The organism is Pseudarthrobacter sp. S9, assembly GCF_050156545.1.
Lineage (GTDB): Bacteria > Actinomycetota > Actinomycetes > Actinomycetales > Micrococcaceae > Arthrobacter.
Window position 1 is genome coordinate 331193 of sequence record NZ_CP189577.1, and the last position, 18648, is coordinate 349840.

Genomic DNA, 18648 nt, shown 5'->3' on the forward strand with positions numbered 1-18648 from the left:
GCCTCCGAAGGACTTCACATGAATAACGCCACAGACGGCCATCTGGTCCGGCGCCGCTTTATCGGCCTATCGGTGGCCGGCGCCGCGGCGGCGGCCCTCGCGGCGTGCAGCAAGACGCCGGTGCCGGCGGGCCTCCCGGACCGGGTCCTGTCCACTGATCCGCTCGTCGCCGATTATGAAGCGTGCCGGGCGTTCACCGGAAAAACCCTCAGGCAAGAACTCACGGCCTCGTCCTTCCAGACAACTGTCGCCGGGAAGCCCGTCACGACGTGGGGCTACAACGGCGGCTTCATCGCCCCGCAGCTCCGGGCCACGGCCGGGGACCGGCTCGAGGTAACACTGGACAACCAGCTCCGTGATCCGACCAGCATTCACTGGCACGGCCTCGCGTTGCGCAATGACCAGGACGGCGTCCCGCACCTCACCCAGGGCCCGGTTGGCGCGGGCGCCGGGTTCACCTACGGTTTCCGTCTCGCCCGCCCCGGCACGTACTGGTATCACTCCCACGTGGAGATGCAGCGCGAACGCGCCCTCTATGGGGCACTGATCATCGAGGACCCGACCGAAAAACTCCAATACGACAAGGATTGGGTCATCGTCCTGGATGACTGGATGGACGGCATCACCGGCACCCCCGATGACGTGCTGAAGGAGCTTTCCGGCGGCATGTCCATGTCCGGGACATCCATGCCCGGCATGGACCACGGCTCTATGTCCGGGTCCATGGGATCCCCTCCCTCCCCCTCCGGTGCCGGCGGAATGACCGGGATGGGAATGAAACACATGCTGATGGGCTCCCGCAGCGATTTCCTCGGCGGCGACGCCGGGGACGTCAGCTACCCCTACCACCTGTTCAACTCAAAAGCCCCGGACGAAGCGGACACCCTGTCCGCCACAGCGGGGCAAGTGATCCGGTTGCGGGTCATTAACGCCGCCGGGGACACGGCCTACCGCGTCGGTGTCCCCGGCCAGAAACTGACCATCACCCACACCGACGGGTTCCCCGTCGTCCATCAGGTCGTCGACGCCGTCGTGCTCGGCATGGGCGAACGCATCGACGCCCTCCTCACCGTCAGGGACGGATTCACCCCGGTAATGGCACTACCCGAAGGCAAAACCGGCCAGGGACTCGGCTTCATCAGCACCGGCGCCGGCAAACAACCCCTCCCGGCAGTCCTGCCGGACACCCTGGACGGAACCGTCGTCGACGGTGGACAGCTCAAAGCCGACCCCGACGCTGTCCTCCCCGCCAAAACTCCGGACCGCACCCATGAGCTGCACCTCACCGGCGGCATGATGAAGTACGACTGGGGCATCAACGGCAACCGCTTTGACATGAACAAGCCGTTCGAGAACGCGTTCGAGATCAAAGCCGGCGAACGCGTCGAAGTGCGATTCATCAACGACACCGACATGTGGCACCCCATGCACGTCCACGGGCACACCCTCCAAGTCGGTGCCGGCGGGGCACGCAAGGACACCGTGATCGTCCGTCCCAAACAAACCGTCACGGTGATCTTCGACGCCGACAACCCCGGCCAGTGGCTCACCCACTGCCACAACGCCTACCATGCCGAACGCGGCATGGTAGGCGTCTTCTCCTACATCAAATAAGGGACCCCGACCATGAACACCCCTGTCGTGACAGAACTGTTCTTCCCATCCCCGACCGTGAGCGCCTTCCAGCTCGGGCCGCTGACCATCCGCTTCTACGCCCTGTGCATCCTGGCCGGCATCGGAGTCGGCGTGTGGCTGACTGCACGGCGGCTCCGTGCCCGGGGCGGCACCACCGCCCAGACGTTGGACATCGTGACCTGGGCTGTGCCCTTCGGCATCGTCGGCGGCCGGCTCTACCACGTCATCACCGACAACCAGCTCTACTTCGGCCCGGGCAAAGACCCCTGGGGTGCGCTGCGGATCTGGGACGGCGGGCTCGGGATCTGGGGAGCCGTGGCCCTCGGACTGGTCGGCGCCGGGATCGGGGCCCGCCGTGCCGGAGTCCCCTTCGCGGCGTTCGCGGACGCAGCCGCCCCGGGGCTGCTCCTGGCCCAGGGCCTGGGGCGGTGGGGCAACTGGTTCAACAACGAACTCTACGGCGAACCCACGGACCTGCCCTGGAAACTCCAGATCCATGCCATGAACCAGGCCACCGGCCAGGCCCTGACCGGCTCCGACGGCACACCGGAAGTTCTCGGCTACTTCCAGCCCACGTTCCTCTACGAATCCCTCTGGGTCCTTGCCGCCGCGTCGCTGCTGATGTTCCTGGACCGCCGCTACCGACTCGGTGCCGGCTCGGTCTTCGCCCTGTACATCGTCGTCTACACCGCCGGCCGTTTCGTCTTTGAACTGATGCGCTCCGACCCCGCCAACACCATTCTGGGCCTGCGCGTGAACACCTGGGTCTCGGGCCTGCTCTTCCTGGCAGGCATTGCCCTCTTCCAGACCCTCCGGTCGCGGTCGCGCTCAGAAATCGGCACCCCCGCCCCCGATCCGCGCCACGGCCCCGCCGCGCCCATCGAAAGGACCAACACATGACCAACGCCGGAAAGCGTCGCGCCGGGCACGAGGCTGTCCTGGCTGCCGTCCGCGCCCAGCAGAAAGCCAAGCAGCGCAGATGGAAACTCCTGGTCTACGGCGGTCTCGGGCTCATCCTGGCGGCCATCCTCACCGCCGTGGCCCTCACCGTCACCACCTCGATCCAGGAGAAGAACGCAGCCGCCGAAGCGGCGAAAAGACCGATCGACGGGGTCCAGACGTACACCGGGCTCTCCCGCAACCACGTTCAGGACGCCGTCAAATATCCCCAGGAACCTGGCGTGGGAGGCGACCACGCGCCGGTCTGGACCAACTGCGGTGTCTACACCGGACCGGTCAACGAACAACGCGCGGTCCACTCCCTTGAACACGGCGCCGTCTGGCTGACCTACAAACCGGACCTGCCGCCGGCAGAGATCACCAAGCTCACCGACCTCGCCAAGAACAAGCCCTACCTCCTGCTCAGCCCCGACAATGACCAGGCCGGACCGGTCACCGCCACCGCCTGGGGAGTTCAACTGAGCGTGCAGGACGCCGGTGACCCCCGTATCGCCGCCTTCATCGGCGCCTACGCCCAATCCCCGAAAGCACCCGAACCCGGCGCCGCCTGCACCGGCGGAACCAACGGCTGAACTGACCCCGCCAAGGAAAACCATGAAAAAGTACCGCAAGCCAAAACAAGCGGCCGACGCCGAATCACGATACCGTCTGCACCGGCGGCTCCTCCGGACGGGGCAGGCCCTCATGGCCGCCGGGGCTCTCGTCGCCATCAGCCACTGGATCGCCCACCTGGCCGCTACCGGGCAGGGGCCCAGCCTCACCGAGGACATTTTCATCGACTACCCCACAGGTGCCCTGCTGATCCTCATCGGCGCTGTTCTCGCCGGCCGCACCGAGATGAAGAAGCGCTGAACATGCCCCCTCTGAATGTTGTCCTGACCTCCTGGACCCTGAACTGGCCGGCCCTGGCCCTCCTGGTCCCCGCCGCGGTGCTCTATGGCCGCGGTCTCCGGGCGGCCGGACGCCGCGGGATCCGGTGGCCGTGGTGGCGGACACTGACGTTCTACGTCCTGGGACTGGGCGGCTTCGCCGCTCTCAGCTTCGGGTTCACCGGGGTCTACAGCCACGACCTGCGCTGGGTCTTCACCCTGAAAATCACCTCATACCTGTTCATCGTCCCGCTCCTCGTCACCGCGGGTAAACCCCTGACCCTTGCCCGCGAGACCCTCGGACCTGCCGGTCTGGCACGGCTCCACGCCTTCCTGGGGCACCCGGTGATGCGGGCGCTGAGCAATACGGTCGTCGCCGCACTGCTGGGCCTGGGAATCTTCACCGTGTTCCTGACACCGCTGTTCCACCCCCTGCGGACCGAACCGCTGTGGGACATGGCCCTGACCGTACTCGTGCCGCTGACCGGGATGCTGATGGTCGTGCCCATCATCGAAGAGGCGTCCTCCAAGGCCGTCAGCTCGCTGATCATCGTCGAATTCATCTACGTGTTCATTGAACTCGTCGCCGACGCCGTGCCAGGGATCATGATGCGGATCAGCCCCCAGATCCTGGACGGGGCAACCCAAGGGCTCACCGGGCATGCGGCGTGGCTGCCGGGCCCGCTCCGTGACCAGCAGCTCGCCGGGGACCTCCTGTGGTTCCTGGCCGAAATCGTCGACGTGCCGCTGCTCATCCTGATGTTCCTCCGGTTCGCCCGCAGCGACCGGAACGAAGCGAGCTCCTTCGACAACCTCACCGACGCACAGATGGAAGCACTGAACCAAGAACACCTGAACGGCCCTCGCACACCCGGCGAGACCGGCGCTGCGTAAGCCCCCCGCCAGCCCCGCGTTTCCGCGGCGCCGCTGCGTCGGTCCCTGCCGAACCGGTGCAGCCGCGAGTAGCCTTGGCCCATCCGGGCCCGGAGAAAGGAGTTGGAGATGAATGTCATCAATGAAATCGGCCAGGCGCTGGCCATGGCCGGGTCCATGACCTGGGAGATCCTCTGGCCGCTGATCCTGGGGTTTGCCCTCTCCGGGATTGTGCAGGCGGTCGTCCGGAAGGAACAGGTCACCCGGCTGCTCTCCAGCGACTCGCCCAGGGCGCTGGCCGCCGCCACCGGCCTGGGCGCGGCCTCCTCATCCTGCTCCTATGCCGCGGTGGCCCTGGCCCGGTCCCTGTTCCGCAAAGGGGCGAGTTTCGCGTCGAGCATGGCTTTTGAAATTGCCTCAACGAACCTGGTTATCGAACTGGGCATCATCCTGGCGCTGCTGATGGGCTGGCAGTTCACCCTGGCCGAATTCATCGGCGGCCCGATCATGATCGTCCTCGTCGCACTGGGCTTCCGGCTATGGATGCGCGGCGAAATCGTTGGCGCCGCCCGAGAGCAGGCCGAGAAAGGTATTGCCGGGTCCATGGAGGGCCACGCAGCGATGGACATGTCCGTCCCGGGCGGAGGTACCTTGTTCCAGCGGCTCTTCTCAGGCAAGGGCCTGGACGCCGTTGCGAATTACTTCGTGATGGACTGGGCCTCGGTCTGGCGGGACATCGCCGGGGGCCTGCTGATCGCCGGCGCCTTTGCCGCGTGGATTCCCAAGGACTGGCTCCGGGCCTTCTTCTTCGAGGGCGACCCGCTCCTGGCCGCCCTGTGGGGCCCGATCATCGGCCCGGTCATCGCGATGCTCAGCTTCGTCTGCTCGATCGGCAACGTACCCCTGGCCGCGGTGCTCTGGAACGGCGGGATCAGCTTCGGCGGGGTCGCCAGCTTCATCTTCGCTGACCTGATCGTGATCCCCGTCATCCTGATCTACCGCAAGTACTACGGCACCAGGGCCGCGCTGCGGATCACCGGGACCTTCTACCTCGCCATGGTCGCCGCCGGATACGCCGTCGAAGGCCTGTTCACGATCACCGGGCTCGTCCCGACCCAGCGCAACGCCACCGTCCTGGAATCAAGCATCTCCTGGAACTACACCACCTATCTGAACATCGGTTTCCTGGCCCTTGCCGCGTTCCTCGTGGCCCGGTTCGTGCGCAGCGGCGGGACCGGGATGCTCAACATGATGGGAGGAAGCCCCGACAACCGCGACCACCACCACGGCTGAGCATCGCTCCGCGCTCTCAGACACGCGGGTGTGCTGATACCGTCCGGCCGCGGTCGGGGACAGCTGAGAACGGTTGCCTCACGCCGGCGCGGGGGATGCAGCGGGCGGTTGGTCCGGGATACAGTCGCTGGAAGGACCTGAAATATTGTGGTATCCCGGTGCACAGTCCACGATGCGGTCGCTGTGCGGCCGGGTCAACACAAAGGCGAGCACCGCCGCCACGACGACCACCGCTGCGACCATGACAATGCGGAGGGCGTCTCCCCGGTGTCTTCCCATCAGGCCCTGACCTCGCACGCCCGGTGCCTCATGCGGCGTTCCGTATTACGCAACTCCCCAAGGTCGGCTGACGAAGGCCGCCCTGCACGATGGCGGCTTTCCTGCCAGCCAGGGCACTGACCATCATCGGGAGCCCGGGTCATGGTGGTTGGCCCTTGAAGTGCTCATTTCCTCTTCAAGGGAGGTGAGGTGTTCCTGCGGCGCGGCGGCGCGGGCGGCGATAAGGAGGCCCCGGAGCTGGGGGCGCAGTTCGGCCGCGGCGGTGATCGGCTGCCCGAACTGGAGGCGACCCGTAGAGGACCCCAGCGCGCGCTTCACGGACATGTCGATGCCTTCGCGGTCTGCGCTGACCAGTTCAGCGGCCAGCGCATCAGCGATCCCTGCGGAGTACCGGGCCAGGAACAACACGGTATCCGGGTGCCGGCTATTGAGATGCCTGAGGATGTTGGCCGCTCCGGCCGTGAAGTCCGTGCTGATGTCCCTGTTCATGGCGGGCCTCCGGTTCCACTTCGTGGCGCTGGGCGTGTCGTTCGGGGTGTCGTTCAAAGTCCTGGCCGGGCGCCGTGCCCGCCGGACCGGTCAGGCCGGCTAGCGTGAGGGTGACTAGCCGGTGGACGCCCTCGTCCGAAGGAACCGAAGCGGCCGCGCCCAGGGCGTGCAGGCAGTATCCGGCCAGCTCTGCAGGGTCGATGTCATTGCGGACCGACCCGGCCCGTGCCGCCTCGGCCAGCAGGTCCCGGACCAGATCCGTGAGTTCCTGGTGTGCCTGGGCTACCTTCTCTCCACGGTGCAGGAGCGCACCGAGTTCGCCTGCACGGCGCCGGGAGATGAACGCATAGGCCTCCAGCACCCTTTCCAGCCGCTGCCAGGGATCACCGCCCCGATGCCGGAGCGCGGTGAGCTCTTCGAGGTGGATCGCGATGTGACGTTCATGCCAGGCAAGCAGAATGGCCTCGACGTCCGGGAAGTACCGGTACAGGGTCGCGCGCGCGATGCCTGTCTCCTGGGCGATCTGGGACATGGTGATCGCCCGCAGCCCCTGCTCGGCGACCAGTCTCCAGGTGGTGTCCAGGATGGTTTCGATCACGGCATGGCGGTGCGTCCGGATCGTCTCATTCCACAGCTTGGGCACACGACCACTGTATTCGCCCCACCGCCCATTTCCAAGACACACCGGCTTGACACGGACACTGTGTCTCATAAACTGGGGCCATGAACCAGGATCCCGACGAACTCCCCCGCCCGCTGGCGGCCCCCGAGCCGGAACGGCACGTCAGGAGGACGGGTGATATGCCGGCCCGCCCGCGGTGGGTCAAGACGTTCGGGATTGCGGCCCTGATCCTCGTAGTCCTGTTTGTGGCCATCCATCTCGCCGGCGGCGGGATGGGCCACCATTGAGGACCATGACACCGGCCCTGCGCACGTTCATGCTCACCGCGCATGTCGTATTCTCCGTCGGGTGGGTCGGCGCTGTCATCGGTTTCCTCGTGCTCGCCCTTGCTGGACTCATCAGCCAGGACCCCGAGACGGCGCCCGCAGCATACGTGGCCATGAACCTGACCGGCTGGTTTGCCATCGTCCCGTTAGCCTTCGCTTCACTGCTCACCGGGCTGATCCAATCCCTGGGCACGGAGTGGGGTCTGTTCCGCCACTACTGGGTCACGATCAAATTCCTGCTCACGGTCTTCGCGACCGCGGTCCTGATGGTGCACACCCAATTGATCGGACTCCTCGCCCACGCAGCGGCAAACGGGGCCCTGCACTCCACAGACATGGGCGCGGCCAGGGGCCAACTCGTGATCGCGGCAGGAGCCGGACTGGCGGTCCTGCTGGTCATCACCGCCCTTTCGATCTACAAGCCCCGCGGCCGGACCCGTTACGGGCTGCGTAAACAGCAGCACTACACACCACGCCAACAACAGCAGTCCTCGCCATAGCATGAGATCCAGCTACCGCCGCAGGACAACGCCAAGACCCCTGCCGGGAGTCCCGCTCGCTCCGCCTGCTGTTGTGGGACGAGGAAAGCGTCAAATGTCAGGGTTCCTGGTGGCGCTATGGTCCTTGTCTGCGGCTTGCAGCGAGGTCCAGCCGATGGCGGCCGCCGCGGTCAGCAGTACAGCGCCGGGAGGCATAGACAACGGGAAGACCATCCTCCCGATCAGTGAGAAAGCCGCCGATCCCAAGGGAGGCCAGGCCTCCGAGTTGCCAGACGACCTCGAGCGCGGTGAGAATCCGGCCTCGTGCTTTTGACCGGCACGATTTCAGCGGCGACAACACCGGCCACGCCCAAACCGGATCCCGTCAGATCCAGTACCAGCAGGCCACCCGTTTGCCGTTTGTCCGCTCAGCTGATCTTCTCCATGCTGTGCCCGCAGCAGCACGTTGGGTTCTTGTCCCCGCCGTGGCCTTCCGCCGCACCCTTCGTCACCGTAATCTCACATGCGCACGACGCATCCGGACAACGGTAAACCTCACCTAGTTGTAGAGCCATTTTCTTCCACCTCCTCGTACATCCCACGCTAAAACCTTGACCTGGGGGTAACGTCAATTCAAGGAGGAAAAATGGGAACCCTGCTCACGATCGGCCAGGCCGCCAAAGACACCGGCCTCACGCCCAAAGCGATCCGGCTCTACGAGCGACGCGGGCTGATCAGGACCCCGCCGCGCAGCCCAGGCGGATACCGTCTGTACACCCCCGACGATATTGACACCATGGCATTCATCCGCCGGGCCCGCTCCCTCGGACTCGCCTTGGACGACATAGCGAGCATCCTCGCCATGCAGGAAGAAACAGGAACGCCGCCCTGCGCAACCGTCCGCAGCATGCTCACCCAACGCCTCCAGGACATAGACGACACCATCGCCCACCTGACCGTACTGAGATCCGCCCTGCTAACCACACGCGACTCCGAGCCTCCCCCCGGCGAAGCAAACGACGGATGCCCGATCGTTAACGCCGGACACCGCCGCATGGAAAACATTCAGACGCACGGCCGGCAACTGAACAACGCCTGAGACCTGCCGATGAGCGTTGCAGCCGCCCTTGAAGTCCGCGGATTCGTACGGGAAGCCCTCTCGCAAACGAAGGATTCCGAGAAGGCTTCGAATCGAGAATCACTTCTCGTGCCGTTCGCTTCGGCGAGACGAGGGCGGCGGTGGAAATGCCCGCTGCACCGGATCGACGCCTGAACTGTGCTTCTCAGAAATAGTTCTCAACCAGAGCCAGTCGATCTGGGGGCCTGAATCGAGTTCCGAGAATACAGAACCCCGGATGAGCATGCCGCGTAGGCCATTCCCCACAGCTCCACCACGCTTGATGTCGCTCGCCCGGGCTTTGAGTTGTCTTGCATCGCATGCGTTTTGAACCGTAATCCGACTGTCCCGGATGTTGTCACGCAATCCGCGCCATAAAGACGGTCACAGAGGCAACTTTCGAGACCGATACCTCGTTCGCCTTCAGGATCCCATGCTCAGGTACCGGTACACGGTGGCGCGGCTGGCCCCGATGATTTTTCCGATGTCGGCCGGCTTGAGCCCCCGCGCTTTCAGCTCATGCGCGCGCTGTACGTTTTCATGGTCAGCGGTGACCTCCCGACGTCCTGCCTTTCGGCCGGCGGCAGCTGCTGCGGCCATGCCGGCCGTGGTGCGTTCGGAGAGCTGGTCTCGTTCAAGCTGGGCAAAAGCGGAAATGATGGTGACCATGGCCTGGGCGATCGCTCCCCCGACTTCACTGTCAGGGTCAGTGGCGATGCCGTCCCGCAACGAGCGGAACTTGATGCCGCGGGACTTGAAGTCATCGAGCAGCTCCAGCACGTGGCGGGTGTTGCGCCCGAGCCGGTCCAGCTTCCACACCACGACCTCATCACCGCGGCCGAGGCGGTCCAACAGCCGGTCCAGCTCCGGACGATTTATCCTGGTCCCACTCACCCCATGGTCTGTATAGATGCGGTCGCACCCGGCCGCGTCGAGTTCGCGACGCTGCAGATCGGTGTTCTGATCCGCCAAGCTGACCCGCGCATAACCAAGACGCGCCATCGCACTCCCCCAGTCTTATCAAAGGACAAAAATCTCTGATCCTGAGAATATCAAAGTGAGACACGTTGTTAGGACAAAGCAACACCGATCAACGTCGCCCATCGATCGCAGAAAGCCGCTAAATGGGCCCCAAGGTCAAACTTGGCCCAGCGCGGCTTCCATCCGTCTCAGCAAGGGATCCTTTAGCGAGACGCCCGGGCCGCGGTTTTGAGTCCTCACACGAGCCGTTGCGGAGCAATCGATGGGCTTGAATTGACAGCGCCCGGCGTTCGCCCATTCGTCGCAGATGACCGCTATGAGACCCCTCGTGATGGCCCTTTGCGTCGAATCGACGCTATGGGGATATCTCGTGGCGCCCATTTGCCACAAGTGGCCGCTATGGGACCCATCATGGCGGCCATTTGCGTCCAATCGACGCTACCCAGTCCACAATCCAAGACCTCGTGAGCGCCCTGGGCACCCCTTAAAACAAAACGGCCCGGTCGATTCCTGGCGTGGAATCGACCGGGCCGTTCGGTGCTTGCTAGTGGGTCAGCCTACTGGCCGATCGACGTGCGGTTCGACAACCGCCGTCGCACGAAGGGGAAAATAACCAGCAGCACCGCAAGCGCGCTGAGGCTCAGCCAGACCTGGGGGGCGTTGGCGGGATCAAGGGCCATGAGGACCACGATGAGAGCCACGGCGGCAAGTACGGAGATGTTCAGCCACGGGTGCAGCCACATCTTGAGCTTGAGCCCATCCCGCTCAGCCGGGCTCATGCGGTTTCGCAGCCGCCACTGAGTCAGAGCTACGAATGCGTACACGAACATCGCCACGAGTCCAGCGGAGTTCATGATGAAGTCGAAAATTACCTTCGGTGCCACGTAGTTGGCAGCGATCGCGACGTAGCCGACCACGGTCGAGAGCAGGATTGCCTTCCACGGCACGCCGGACCGGTTGCGGTCTTCGACCCAGGGGGGCGCATAGCCGTGCTTGGAGAGGGCGAAGAGCATCCGTGATCCGGAGTACAGGCCCGAATTGAGCACAGACAGTGCAGCGGTGAGCACGACGGCGTTCATCACCTGGTCGGCCGCCGGGAGGCCGAAGCGACCGAACGCGAACGCGAAGGGGCTCGTCTGGGAGGGAAGTTCGTCCCAGGGAACCACCATGAGCAGGATCGCGACCGAGCCGATGTAGAAGAATACGATGCGCCACACGATGGTGTTCGTGGCCTTGGCGACGGCCTTGGCCGGCTGCTCTGATTCTGCCGCGGCCATCGTGACGATCTCGGTGCCGAAATAGCTGAAGACGACGACGGCGACGCCGTTGAGGACCGCTGTCCAGCCGTGCGGCATGAAGCCGTGCGCTGTCAGGTTGGCGACAGACCCGGTCGAGTTCGGCAGCAAACCCAGGACGTAGAGCGTGCCGAAGATGAGGAACACGATGATGGCCGAGACCTTGATCGACGCGAGCCAGAACTCAGTCTCTCCGAACGAGCGCAAAGACATGAGGTTCGTCATCGTTAGCAGGAGGATGCCGGCCAGCGCAAAGCTCCAGTCCGGAACCATGGGAATCCATTCGTGCAGGATCCGTCCCACGATGACCGCCTCGAAGGCGACGACCCCGACCCAGAAGTACCAATAGAGCCAACCGATCGTGAATCCGGCCCACTCGCCAAGTCCATCACGGGCGTACTCCATAAACGAGCCGACGACCGGACGGTTGGCGGACATCTCGCCGAGCATACGCATGACGAGGATGACGAGCGCTCCGCCGATCGCGTACGAAATCAGCGCGGCAGGGCCCACGGAACGAATCACGGTGCCGGAGCCCACGAAAAGACTCGCACCGATGATGCCGCCCAGCGCGATCATGGTCAGGTGCCGCGGACGGAGGATTGCGTGAACGGACGATTTTGTGCCCTCCTTCTGGGACTTGCCGGTGGCGGTTGGTGGTGGTGCAGCGAGGGTCGCGGGATCTTGCATACGTATCGTTATTCCTAAGTTGGGGGTGTGATGCCGAACACGATTCCTGCCCAGTGTGAGGGCCGCCACTCCCTAAGACTATGGATGATTAGCACTGACCCCCTTGCATCCGTTGAACACAACGCACAATGAACAGTCAGTGGATGAATCCGCTGTGATCCCAACGGAGCCTCCCCCGGTCAGCCGCGTGCCGCCACTGTCTCCCCGCGGTCCAGTAGGGGTGCTCATGATGGACGGTGCCGGGTGAAAATCTCGCGGCGGCATGCCCTGCGGTGGTCCTCAGGTATTTGCTTTCCGAGGAAGGCCGCCTTGCGCTGACCCATCGCCTCGTCGCTGGCGCCTGCAGGAACGCTAGGGACCGTGCCCATTTTTCAAGATTGTCGAGTGGTACAAACAAACACCCAAGTCTTGACGTTCTGGACGGTGACGGGTGTCACAGGGCTGCATACCCTCAATGGACGGCCTGTTCCTCCACCCAGAAACTACTTCGGCGGTCTGCAACTTGGGCCGTAGGACTGAAAGAAGAGGCTCCCATGCAACTCCAGACAAACCGTCCCCAAAGGTCGACCGTCACCGCCACAACCGGTCACCATGCGCCCACCAGCGGCTGGTGGCGGCCCGACGACGGCCCAGAGCCATTCCGCTACCTGCAACAGGGGGAAATCATGCCCTCCCTTGAGAGCACACAGACGCGGTGGGTTCTCGTCCATGAACTCGATCCCTCGCTCAGAGCCCGCCACCGAAGCCGGCAGCGCTAAGACACTGGCGTCTCGTCATTCGACCCATCGCTCGCGCTCACCCAGAAGGACAGTAACGCCATGAAACGTAAAACCCTGGTACAAAGCAACAACAACCGGCGACTCCTATCACCGGAATCCCGCAGTGGCCAGCAGGCACTCACTAGCGTGCACCAGCCAATGTGGGCAAGCCCCATTCCCGGTAAAGGCAACGCCGATCAAGGGCGCACCCAATCGACCCTCACGACGACGCCGGCGTACGGCGCTCAAAACTCAAGTGAATGAAGGGCTTCCCTGCGCCCAGTATCGACGACGGAATCATCCGCGTCATGATAAACCGTGAAGTGGGTAGACGGTTAGCTCAGGTAGGCTGGGTGAATGCCGAGACCGGATTTTCCGCGGACGATCCTGGACTTCCAGGCGAGGTTCGGCGACGAGCAGGCTTGTCTGGACTACCTGTTTGAATGCCGCTGGCCTGAGGGCTACGTTTGCCCCCGCTGTCAGGGGCGGATCGCCTGGCCTGTGGCCGCGCGCGGACTGTGGGAATGCGCCGGGTGTCACTACCAGGTGTCGCTGACCGCCGGCACGGTACTGCACAAGACCCACACCGCCCTGCATCTGTGGTTCTGGGCGGCCTACCTGATGACGACGGGAACCCCGGGGATCTCCGCCAGGCAGTTACAGCGTCAGCTCGGACTCACCAGATATCAGACGGCCTGGACCATGTTGCACAAGCTGCGCCGGGCCATGGTGAACCCCGAACGAACCCTGCTGACAGGTGATGTCGAGGTCGACGAATGCCAAGTAGGGGGCCGTGAGACCGGTCGGCGCGGCGGCAGGAACCTCGCAGCCAAAGCCGCACTGGTTGTCGTCGCGGTGGAAGTGCGCGGCATGGGCTCCGGACGGGTACGGATGAAGGTGATCCCCGACGCCTCCGGCGAGACGCTGTGTGGTTTCGTCGCCGAAACCGTCGCTCCGGGCGCCATAGTGCACACGGACGGCTGGATGGGATACGCACCGTTGGCCAAGAAGGAGGACTACGACTACCGCCCGCGCTCCCAGCGGGCCGCCAAGAAGGCCGGTGATGCCGACCCGGTCCTTCCCCGCGTGCATCGCGCGATCAGTAACTTTAAGTCCTGGCTCCGAGGAACCCACCGCTCAGTGAGCAACGAACACCTGCAGGTGTACATGGACGAGTTCACCTTTCGGTACAACCGGCGTGGCACACCCATGGCAGCCTTCCAGGCCCTGCTCGGCCTCGGCACCCAGCAGGCACCCACCACCTATCGCCAAATAGCAGAACAGGGCCCGGGGCCAAACCACGACCTGAGCTAACCGTCTACACACTAACCGTGAAATGCGCGGACAACACCGGCAGGACCCTGGGCTTGCCGGCCCCGGCGGGTATCCGCACCTCGAGGAACCACAGGTCAGACTCCGCCTGGTCCCCGGGTTCTTGACTGAACCGGTCCGCGGGTTCTCCTTCAACAGGACCCTGTTCGCCGGTTCCACCGTCTGATGCCGGCGCCGCTAACTAGATCATCGATTCACGCCCCGGCCAGCGTTTCCAGGCGCGTTCGGAGATGAGGGCGTAAAGGTCCACAGGTGGGGCAAGCTGCGCAAAATGCCGCCGGCGACATCTGCCGAGGCAAGTGGTACGCTGCAGCCGCCATAGCCCAATGCGGGTACGCACTTCCGCTGAGCACGCGACCGCATTTCATCCGCCTTCGCATCGGCGGCAGCCCCTCCCGCCTGTCTTCGAGAACTGAGCACTTCATCGCCGTCAGGAGAGTCGGTTGTCTGTCTTCGCTCTGGGCTAAACCCAAAGCTCGAATCCAAGACTTTTGTGGAAGTTCTCTCGGCGGTCAGCCGCATCTGCGGCCAGCCATAAACCCGAGCCGTCGGGCATTTCTTCCTCGACGATGCCTCGGCGAACTATGTGTCCGCTTTTGACGATCTCCACGGTCTCGCCCGCGTGGTTCTGCCACGTCGCCGCCTGGGGAACAGGACCGGTGCGCGACGTGGCCGGGGCACCGACCGCGGCACTCACCGAAAGGCTCCCACGCCCGTCAGCTTCTGGCCAAGGATGAGAGTGTGGACTTCGTCAGTGCCTTCGTAGGTTCGCACCGATTCGAGGTTGTTGGCGTGGCGCAGCGGTGAGTATGCGAGGGTGATCCCGTTGCCGCCAAGGATCGTGCGGGCCTCGCGGCAGATTTCGATCGCCTCTCGGCAGTTGTTGAGCTTGCCCACACTGATCTGGTGGGGCTGCAGTTTTCCTGCGTCTTTGAGCCGTCCCAGGTGCAGGGCCAGGAGAAACCCTTTGTTGATCTCCAGAGCCATGTTCACGAGCTTCTGCTGGGTGAGCTGGTACCCGGCGAGCGGGCGGCCGAACTGAAGGCGCTCCTTGGAGTAGGCGAGAGCGTCCTCGAAGGCGTCGCGTGCGGCGCCCATCGTGCCCCAGGCAATGCCATAGCGCGCCTCGTTCAGGCACGAGAACGGGCCCTTGAGGCCGGAGGCGTTGGGCAGGACCGCGTCATCGGGGAGGCGCACGTTCTCCAGCGATATTTCGCACTGGACCGAGGCGCGCATCGAGAGTTTCGGCTCGATCGGGGTGGCTGTGAAGCCGGGAGTGCCAGTGGGCACGACGAAGCCCCGCACGCCCTCGTCCGTCTGGGCCCAAATCACGGCCACCTGGGCGACGTTGGCGAGTCCGATCCAACGCTTGGCGCCGTTCAGGACCCAGTCAGCGCCGTCACGGCTGGCGAATGTGGTCATGGCTGACGGGTCTGACCCGGCGGTGGGCTCGGTGAGGCCAAAGCATCCGATTGCCTCCCCTGCCGCCATTCGCGGGAGCCACTCCTGTTTTTGCTCGTCGGAGCCGTGCTTGGCGATGGCGGACATGGCCAGGGAACCTTGGACCGACACGAGGGTGCGGATGCCGGAGTCGCCGGCCTCAAGTTCGGCGGCGGCGAGGCCGTACTCGACGGCGGTTCCGCCGGCGCAGCCGTAGCCCTTAAGATGCATGCCGAGCAGGCCGAGTTTGGCAAGTTTCGGCACGATTTCGATCGGGAACCTGGCCTCCTCATACCACTTGGCGATGTTCGGCTTGATTTCCTCCCGTACGAACGTCCGGACCCGGTCGCGCAGGGCAAGCTCCTCAGTGCTGAGGAGGGAGTCGAATGAGATCAGGTCCGAGGGGTCCACGGCAGCGGCCGCCTCGCGGTCGGCTGAACTGTGGGCAAGACTCATGGGGCGGTCCTTCCAGGGCCTGAACGGCTGGGGAATGGGGGGGTGGTGGGTTTAGGTTAAAGTCTCATTTTGCGGGTGCCGCAGCCAGTCCACGACGTCCTCGGTGTGCTCCCCAAGTGCCGGTGGTGCGTGGGTCCGCGGCGGCAGCGGCGGTGTCCAGGTAATCGGGTGGCGGATTTGTCGTCCGATGACTGAGCCGCCGACGTCGTGAATTTCGATGGTGGGCGCCAGACCCAGGGACTCCGCGTAGGCAATGCCCTCTCCGATGCTGGATACACGCCCGGAGGGTACCCCCACGGCGACCAGGGTGTCCTGCCACGCCTCCGCCCCTGCCCCTGCCAGACCGGACTCAAGCAGCGGGACCAGGTCGCGGCGGTGCCTGACCCGCGCCGAGTTGGTCACGAAGCGCGGGTCCACGGCAAGCTCCGGCGCCCCGATGGCCTTACAAAGCCGCGCAAACTGCGCGTCGTTGCCCACGGCTACGGCCAGGGGGGCGTCGGCTGTGGCCAGCAGCTGGTAGGGGACGATGGAGGGGTGATCGTTGCCCCTCCGCTTGGGCACGACACCTGCCCCCAGATACGCCTGCCCCTGATTGGCGAGTGCGCCCTGCAAACTTGACAGAAGGTTGACCTCGATCCGACGGCCCCGTCCTGTGGAGGCACGCTCGGAAAGGGCTGCCAGGATGCCGATCGTGGCATCCTTCGCTGTCAGGACATCGACCAGCGCGACCCCCGCCTTGTAGGGGTCGCCCTCCGGGTCACCGGTAATGCTCATGAGCCCGCCGAGCGCCTGGACAATGAAGTCGTACCCGGGAAGATCCCGGCCGCCGGCAGAGCCGAAGCCTGAGATCGATGCGTACACCAGTCCCGGGTTTTCCACGGCGAGCGACTCATACCCGAGCCCGAGTCCGGCGAGCCCGCCTGGCTTGAAGTTCTCCACCAGAACGTCCGCGCGGCGAGCGAGCTCCCGGGCAAGCCCCAGGTCCTCAGGGTCGCTCAGGTCCAGAGTGATGGATTCCTTGTTCCGGTTGACGCTCTCGAAGTAGGTGGCCCCCGTCTTAGAGGAAGGCGGAGCCCACTGGCGGGTGTCGTCCCCCGTTCCGGGCCGTTCGACTTTAATGACGCGGGCGCCAAGATCAGCCAGGGTCATCGTCGCAAGCGGCCCGGCGAGCACGCGGGAAAAGTCCGCGACAAGAATCCCCTCCAGCGGCGCCCCGGACTCCGCTCCCGGCCTCATGACTGACCCCGAACGGGCCGCGTTCCCGGAACACTCATGAGAGCACCGAGCGAATAGATGCCTCCAGCACGGCCAGGCCCTCGTCGAGGACGTCGGCCTCGATCCCAAGCGGGGGCAGCAGGCGGATCACATTTCCGTTTGTACCGCAGGTGAGGGTGAGGACACCGTGGGCGTTTGCTGCCTTGGCGGCTGCGCTGGCAAGGTCCCCCCGGGGTCCTGAGCTGTCGCGGAACTCGATTGCCATCATGGCGCCCCGGCCGCGCACGTCGGCTACACCGTCCAGAGCCACCAGAGCCACCAGAGGCTCCAAGCGGCGCCGAACGGCGGCTTCGATGCGGGCGGCATTTTCCAGGAGGGTGCCCTCTTCGAGAATTTCGAATACCGCCAGAGCGGCCTCGCAGGCGACCGGGTTACCGGCGTAGGTTCCGCCGAGACCGCCGGTGTGCACGGCGTTCATGAGCTCCGCCCGCCCGGTTGCGGCCGAGAGCGGCAGGCCGGCGCCGAGCGCCTTCGCGGTCAACGTGATGTCCCCGGCGATGCCTTCGTGCTCAGACGCGAATAGCTTTCCGGTGCGGCCCATGCCGGACTGGATCTCGTCGATGACCAGGACGATGCCGTGGCGCGTTGCGATCTCGCGCAGCCCCATGAGGAATCCTGGAGCCTGGACGATGAAACCACCCTCGCCCTGGATCGGCTCGATGACCATCGCTGCGAAAGTCTCCGGTCCGTTCTGTGCAAGGAGGGCCTCGACCCGCCCGAGGGCATCCCCGGGTCCGTCGGGTGAGGTGTGCGCGGGCGCCGTCGGACCGCGGAATACGGAACCCGGGAAAGGTCCGAAGTTGAGCCGGTACGGGTTCTCCTTTGCCGTCATCGCCATCGTGAGCTGAGTGCGTCCGTGGTAGGCCTCGTCGAAGACGAGGATGTTCGGGCGCCGGGTTGCGGCCCGTGCGACCTTGACCGCGTTTTCCACAGCCTCGGCACCGGTGGTGAACAGCGCGGTCCGCTTCTCGAAGTCGCCGGGGGTGTGTTCGTTGAGCCACCGGCACACCTCGACGAAGGACGCATACTCGGTGACCATGAAGCAGGTGTGCGTGAAACGATCGAGCTGGGCGGCGGCGCGCTTGGCCACCTTCGGGTTCGCCGCGCCGACGCTGGTCACCGCGATTCCCGAGGCGAAGTCGATCAGGTGGTTGCCATCAACGTCCACGAGCAGCGCATTCAGCGCATGGTCGATGAACACTGGCATGGTGATGCCGAATGCGTCGGTGACGTGCTTCCGGCGTTCGGCTTCCAGCTCGCGGGAGCGCGGGCCCGGGAGCTCCGTGAGCAGGCGGCGGGCTGTTACTGTGACGCTGGCCGGGTCAGTGACGCAGCTGGGGGCGAGTTCTGGTGTGGCGGTCATGGGTCCTCCTCGTGTGTTTGGATCCCACGATAAGGACGGCGGAGCCTGCTGTCTTTAGATAATTCATCCTATTGAAAGTGCACAGGAGCCGGATTGTACAAAGGTTTGTACCCTAT

The 18648-nt window shown here is 64.7% G+C and carries 19 protein-coding genes; 11 read left to right on the forward strand and 8 right to left on the reverse strand.

Features of this window, described 5'->3' with window-relative positions:
• Nucleotides 1-18 precede the first annotated feature (18 nt).
• The 6 genes from ACQCSY_RS23650 (at nt 19) to ACQCSY_RS23675 (ending at nt 5630) form a co-directional block, all read left to right on the forward strand.
• Nucleotides 19-1614, forward strand: coding sequence for a multicopper oxidase family protein (locus ACQCSY_RS23650; RefSeq protein ID WP_427136252.1), 1596 nt, complete (start codon nt 19-21; stop codon nt 1612-1614).
• Between the two features lie 12 nt (nt 1615-1626).
• Nucleotides 1627-2535, forward strand: coding sequence for a prolipoprotein diacylglyceryl transferase (lgt, locus tag ACQCSY_RS23655; RefSeq protein WP_427136254.1), 909 nt, complete (start codon nt 1627-1629; stop codon nt 2533-2535).
• Nucleotides 2532-3167, forward strand: a complete 636-nt coding sequence (locus ACQCSY_RS23660) for a DUF3105 domain-containing protein (RefSeq protein WP_427136256.1) — start codon at nt 2532-2534, stop codon at nt 3165-3167. The genes lgt and ACQCSY_RS23660 overlap by 4 nt, the downstream gene beginning before the upstream one ends.
• 22 nt (nt 3168-3189) lie before the next feature.
• Complete coding sequence (locus ACQCSY_RS23665; protein WP_427136258.1) at nt 3190-3447, forward strand: hypothetical protein; 258 nt, start codon at nt 3190-3192, stop codon at nt 3445-3447.
• A 2-nt stretch (nt 3448-3449) separates the two neighbouring features.
• The gene (locus ACQCSY_RS23670; RefSeq protein WP_427136260.1) at nt 3450-4358 is read left to right on the forward strand and encodes a cytochrome c oxidase assembly protein; all 909 of its coding nucleotides are present in this window, start codon (nt 3450-3452) and stop codon (nt 4356-4358) included.
• 108 nt (nt 4359-4466) lie between these two features.
• Nucleotides 4467-5630 (forward strand): permease, encoded by a 1164-nt coding sequence (locus ACQCSY_RS23675; RefSeq protein ID WP_427136262.1) that lies wholly within the window; start codon nt 4467-4469, stop codon nt 5628-5630.
• 402 nt (nt 5631-6032) lie between these two features.
• On the opposite strand, the gene ACQCSY_RS23680 is transcribed toward ACQCSY_RS23675, so the two are convergent.
• A complete protein-coding gene (locus tag ACQCSY_RS23680) occupies nt 6033-6398 on the reverse strand; it encodes a DUF2470 domain-containing protein (RefSeq protein WP_427136264.1) in 366 nt (121 codons plus the stop codon).
• Complete coding sequence (locus ACQCSY_RS23685) at nt 6334-7041, reverse strand: TetR/AcrR family transcriptional regulator (protein WP_427136266.1); 708 nt, start codon at nt 7039-7041, stop codon at nt 6334-6336. Before ACQCSY_RS23685 ends, ACQCSY_RS23680 begins: the two co-directional genes overlap by 65 nt.
• A gap of 80 nt (nt 7042-7121) precedes the next feature.
• On the opposite strand from ACQCSY_RS23685, the gene ACQCSY_RS23690 reads away from it, so the two are divergent.
• From ACQCSY_RS23690 to ACQCSY_RS23705, 4 genes are all read left to right on the forward strand, one after another.
• Nucleotides 7122-7307, forward strand: coding sequence for a hypothetical protein (locus ACQCSY_RS23690; RefSeq protein ID WP_211881625.1), 186 nt, complete (start codon nt 7122-7124; stop codon nt 7305-7307).
• Between the two features lie 5 nt (nt 7308-7312).
• Entirely contained in the window at nt 7313-7846 is a 534-nt protein-coding gene (locus ACQCSY_RS23695) for a DUF2269 domain-containing protein (protein ID WP_427136269.1), read from the forward strand.
• A 94-nt stretch (nt 7847-7940) separates the two neighbouring features.
• Entirely contained in the window at nt 7941-8159 is a 219-nt protein-coding gene (locus tag ACQCSY_RS23700) for a hypothetical protein (protein WP_427136271.1), read from the forward strand.
• Between the two features lie 312 nt (nt 8160-8471).
• Nucleotides 8472-8924 (forward strand): heavy metal-responsive transcriptional regulator, encoded by a 453-nt coding sequence (locus ACQCSY_RS23705; RefSeq protein WP_427136273.1) that lies wholly within the window; start codon nt 8472-8474, stop codon nt 8922-8924.
• Between the two features lie 441 nt (nt 8925-9365).
• On the opposite strand, the gene ACQCSY_RS23710 is transcribed toward ACQCSY_RS23705, so the two are convergent.
• Both ACQCSY_RS23710 and ACQCSY_RS23715 read right to left on the reverse strand, forming a co-directional pair.
• Nucleotides 9366-9944: a recombinase family protein gene (locus ACQCSY_RS23710; RefSeq protein ID WP_160669421.1), complete on the reverse strand. Its 579-nt coding sequence runs from the start codon at nt 9942-9944 to the stop codon at nt 9366-9368.
• 536 nt (nt 9945-10480) lie between these two features.
• Nucleotides 10481-11908 carry an amino acid permease gene (locus ACQCSY_RS23715; protein ID WP_427136275.1) on the reverse strand — a complete coding sequence of 476 codons (1428 nt, stop codon included), beginning with the start codon at nt 11906-11908 and terminating at the stop codon, nt 10481-10483.
• Nucleotides 11909-13023: 1115 nt separating this feature from the next.
• Here ACQCSY_RS23715 and ACQCSY_RS23720 point away from each other — a divergent pair.
• Entirely contained in the window at nt 13024-13980 is a 957-nt protein-coding gene (locus ACQCSY_RS23720; protein WP_427132201.1) for an IS1595 family transposase, read from the forward strand.
• Nucleotides 13981-14461: 481 nt separating this feature from the next.
• On the opposite strand, the gene ACQCSY_RS23725 is transcribed toward ACQCSY_RS23720, so the two are convergent.
• From ACQCSY_RS23725 to ACQCSY_RS23740, 4 genes are read right to left on the reverse strand one after another with little or no spacing between them, the layout of a single operon-like run.
• Nucleotides 14462-14695, reverse strand: a complete 234-nt coding sequence (locus ACQCSY_RS23725; RefSeq protein WP_427136277.1) for a hypothetical protein — start codon at nt 14693-14695, stop codon at nt 14462-14464.
• Nucleotides 14692-15894, reverse strand: coding sequence for an acyl-CoA dehydrogenase family protein (locus ACQCSY_RS23730; RefSeq protein WP_427136278.1), 1203 nt, complete (start codon nt 15892-15894; stop codon nt 14692-14694). Before ACQCSY_RS23730 ends, ACQCSY_RS23725 begins: the two co-directional genes overlap by 4 nt.
• A gap of 51 nt (nt 15895-15945) precedes the next feature.
• Nucleotides 15946-17130, reverse strand: a complete 1185-nt coding sequence (locus tag ACQCSY_RS23735; protein ID WP_427136279.1) for a CaiB/BaiF CoA transferase family protein — start codon at nt 17128-17130, stop codon at nt 15946-15948.
• 34 nt (nt 17131-17164) lie between these two features.
• Nucleotides 17165-18532 carry an aminotransferase class III-fold pyridoxal phosphate-dependent enzyme gene (locus ACQCSY_RS23740; RefSeq protein WP_427136281.1) on the reverse strand — a complete coding sequence of 456 codons (1368 nt, stop codon included), beginning with the start codon at nt 18530-18532 and terminating at the stop codon, nt 17165-17167.
• Between the last annotated feature and the right edge of the window lie 116 nt (nt 18533-18648).

Excerpts from the sequence above, each read along its gene's own strand:
- ACQCSY_RS23650 (WP_427136252.1), top strand. The coding sequence starts at position 19 with ATGAATAACGCCACAGACGGCCATCTGGTCCGGCGCCGCTTTATCGGC.
- lgt (WP_427136254.1), top strand. The coding sequence starts at position 1,627 with ATGAACACCCCTGTCGTGACAGAACTGTTCTTCCCATCCCCGACCGTG.
- ACQCSY_RS23660 (WP_427136256.1), top strand. The coding sequence starts at position 2,532 with ATGACCAACGCCGGAAAGCGTCGCGCCGGGCACGAGGCTGTCCTGGCT.
- ACQCSY_RS23665 (WP_427136258.1), top strand. The coding sequence starts at position 3,190 with ATGAAAAAGTACCGCAAGCCAAAACAAGCGGCCGACGCCGAATCACGA.
- ACQCSY_RS23670 (WP_427136260.1), top strand. The coding sequence starts at position 3,450 with ATGCCCCCTCTGAATGTTGTCCTGACCTCCTGGACCCTGAACTGGCCG.
- ACQCSY_RS23675 (WP_427136262.1), top strand. The coding sequence starts at position 4,467 with ATGAATGTCATCAATGAAATCGGCCAGGCGCTGGCCATGGCCGGGTCC.
- ACQCSY_RS23680 (WP_427136264.1), bottom strand. The coding sequence starts at position 6,398 with ATGAACAGGGACATCAGCACGGACTTCACGGCCGGAGCGGCCAACATC.
- ACQCSY_RS23690 (WP_211881625.1), top strand. The coding sequence starts at position 7,122 with ATGAACCAGGATCCCGACGAACTCCCCCGCCCGCTGGCGGCCCCCGAG.
- ACQCSY_RS23695 (WP_427136269.1), top strand. The coding sequence starts at position 7,313 with ATGACACCGGCCCTGCGCACGTTCATGCTCACCGCGCATGTCGTATTC.
- ACQCSY_RS23700 (WP_427136271.1), top strand. The coding sequence starts at position 7,941 with ATGTCAGGGTTCCTGGTGGCGCTATGGTCCTTGTCTGCGGCTTGCAGC.
- ACQCSY_RS23705 (WP_427136273.1), top strand. The coding sequence starts at position 8,472 with ATGGGAACCCTGCTCACGATCGGCCAGGCCGCCAAAGACACCGGCCTC.
- ACQCSY_RS23710 (WP_160669421.1), bottom strand. The coding sequence starts at position 9,944 with ATGGCGCGTCTTGGTTATGCGCGGGTCAGCTTGGCGGATCAGAACACC.
- ACQCSY_RS23715 (WP_427136275.1), bottom strand. The coding sequence starts at position 11,908 with ATGCAAGATCCCGCGACCCTCGCTGCACCACCACCAACCGCCACCGGC.
- ACQCSY_RS23720 (WP_427132201.1), top strand. The coding sequence starts at position 13,024 with ATGCCGAGACCGGATTTTCCGCGGACGATCCTGGACTTCCAGGCGAGG.
- ACQCSY_RS23730 (WP_427136278.1), bottom strand. The coding sequence starts at position 15,894 with ATGAGTCTTGCCCACAGTTCAGCCGACCGCGAGGCGGCCGCTGCCGTG.
- ACQCSY_RS23735 (WP_427136279.1), bottom strand. The coding sequence starts at position 17,130 with ATGAGGCCGGGAGCGGAGTCCGGGGCGCCGCTGGAGGGGATTCTTGTC.
- ACQCSY_RS23740 (WP_427136281.1), bottom strand. The coding sequence starts at position 18,532 with ATGACCGCCACACCAGAACTCGCCCCCAGCTGCGTCACTGACCCGGCC.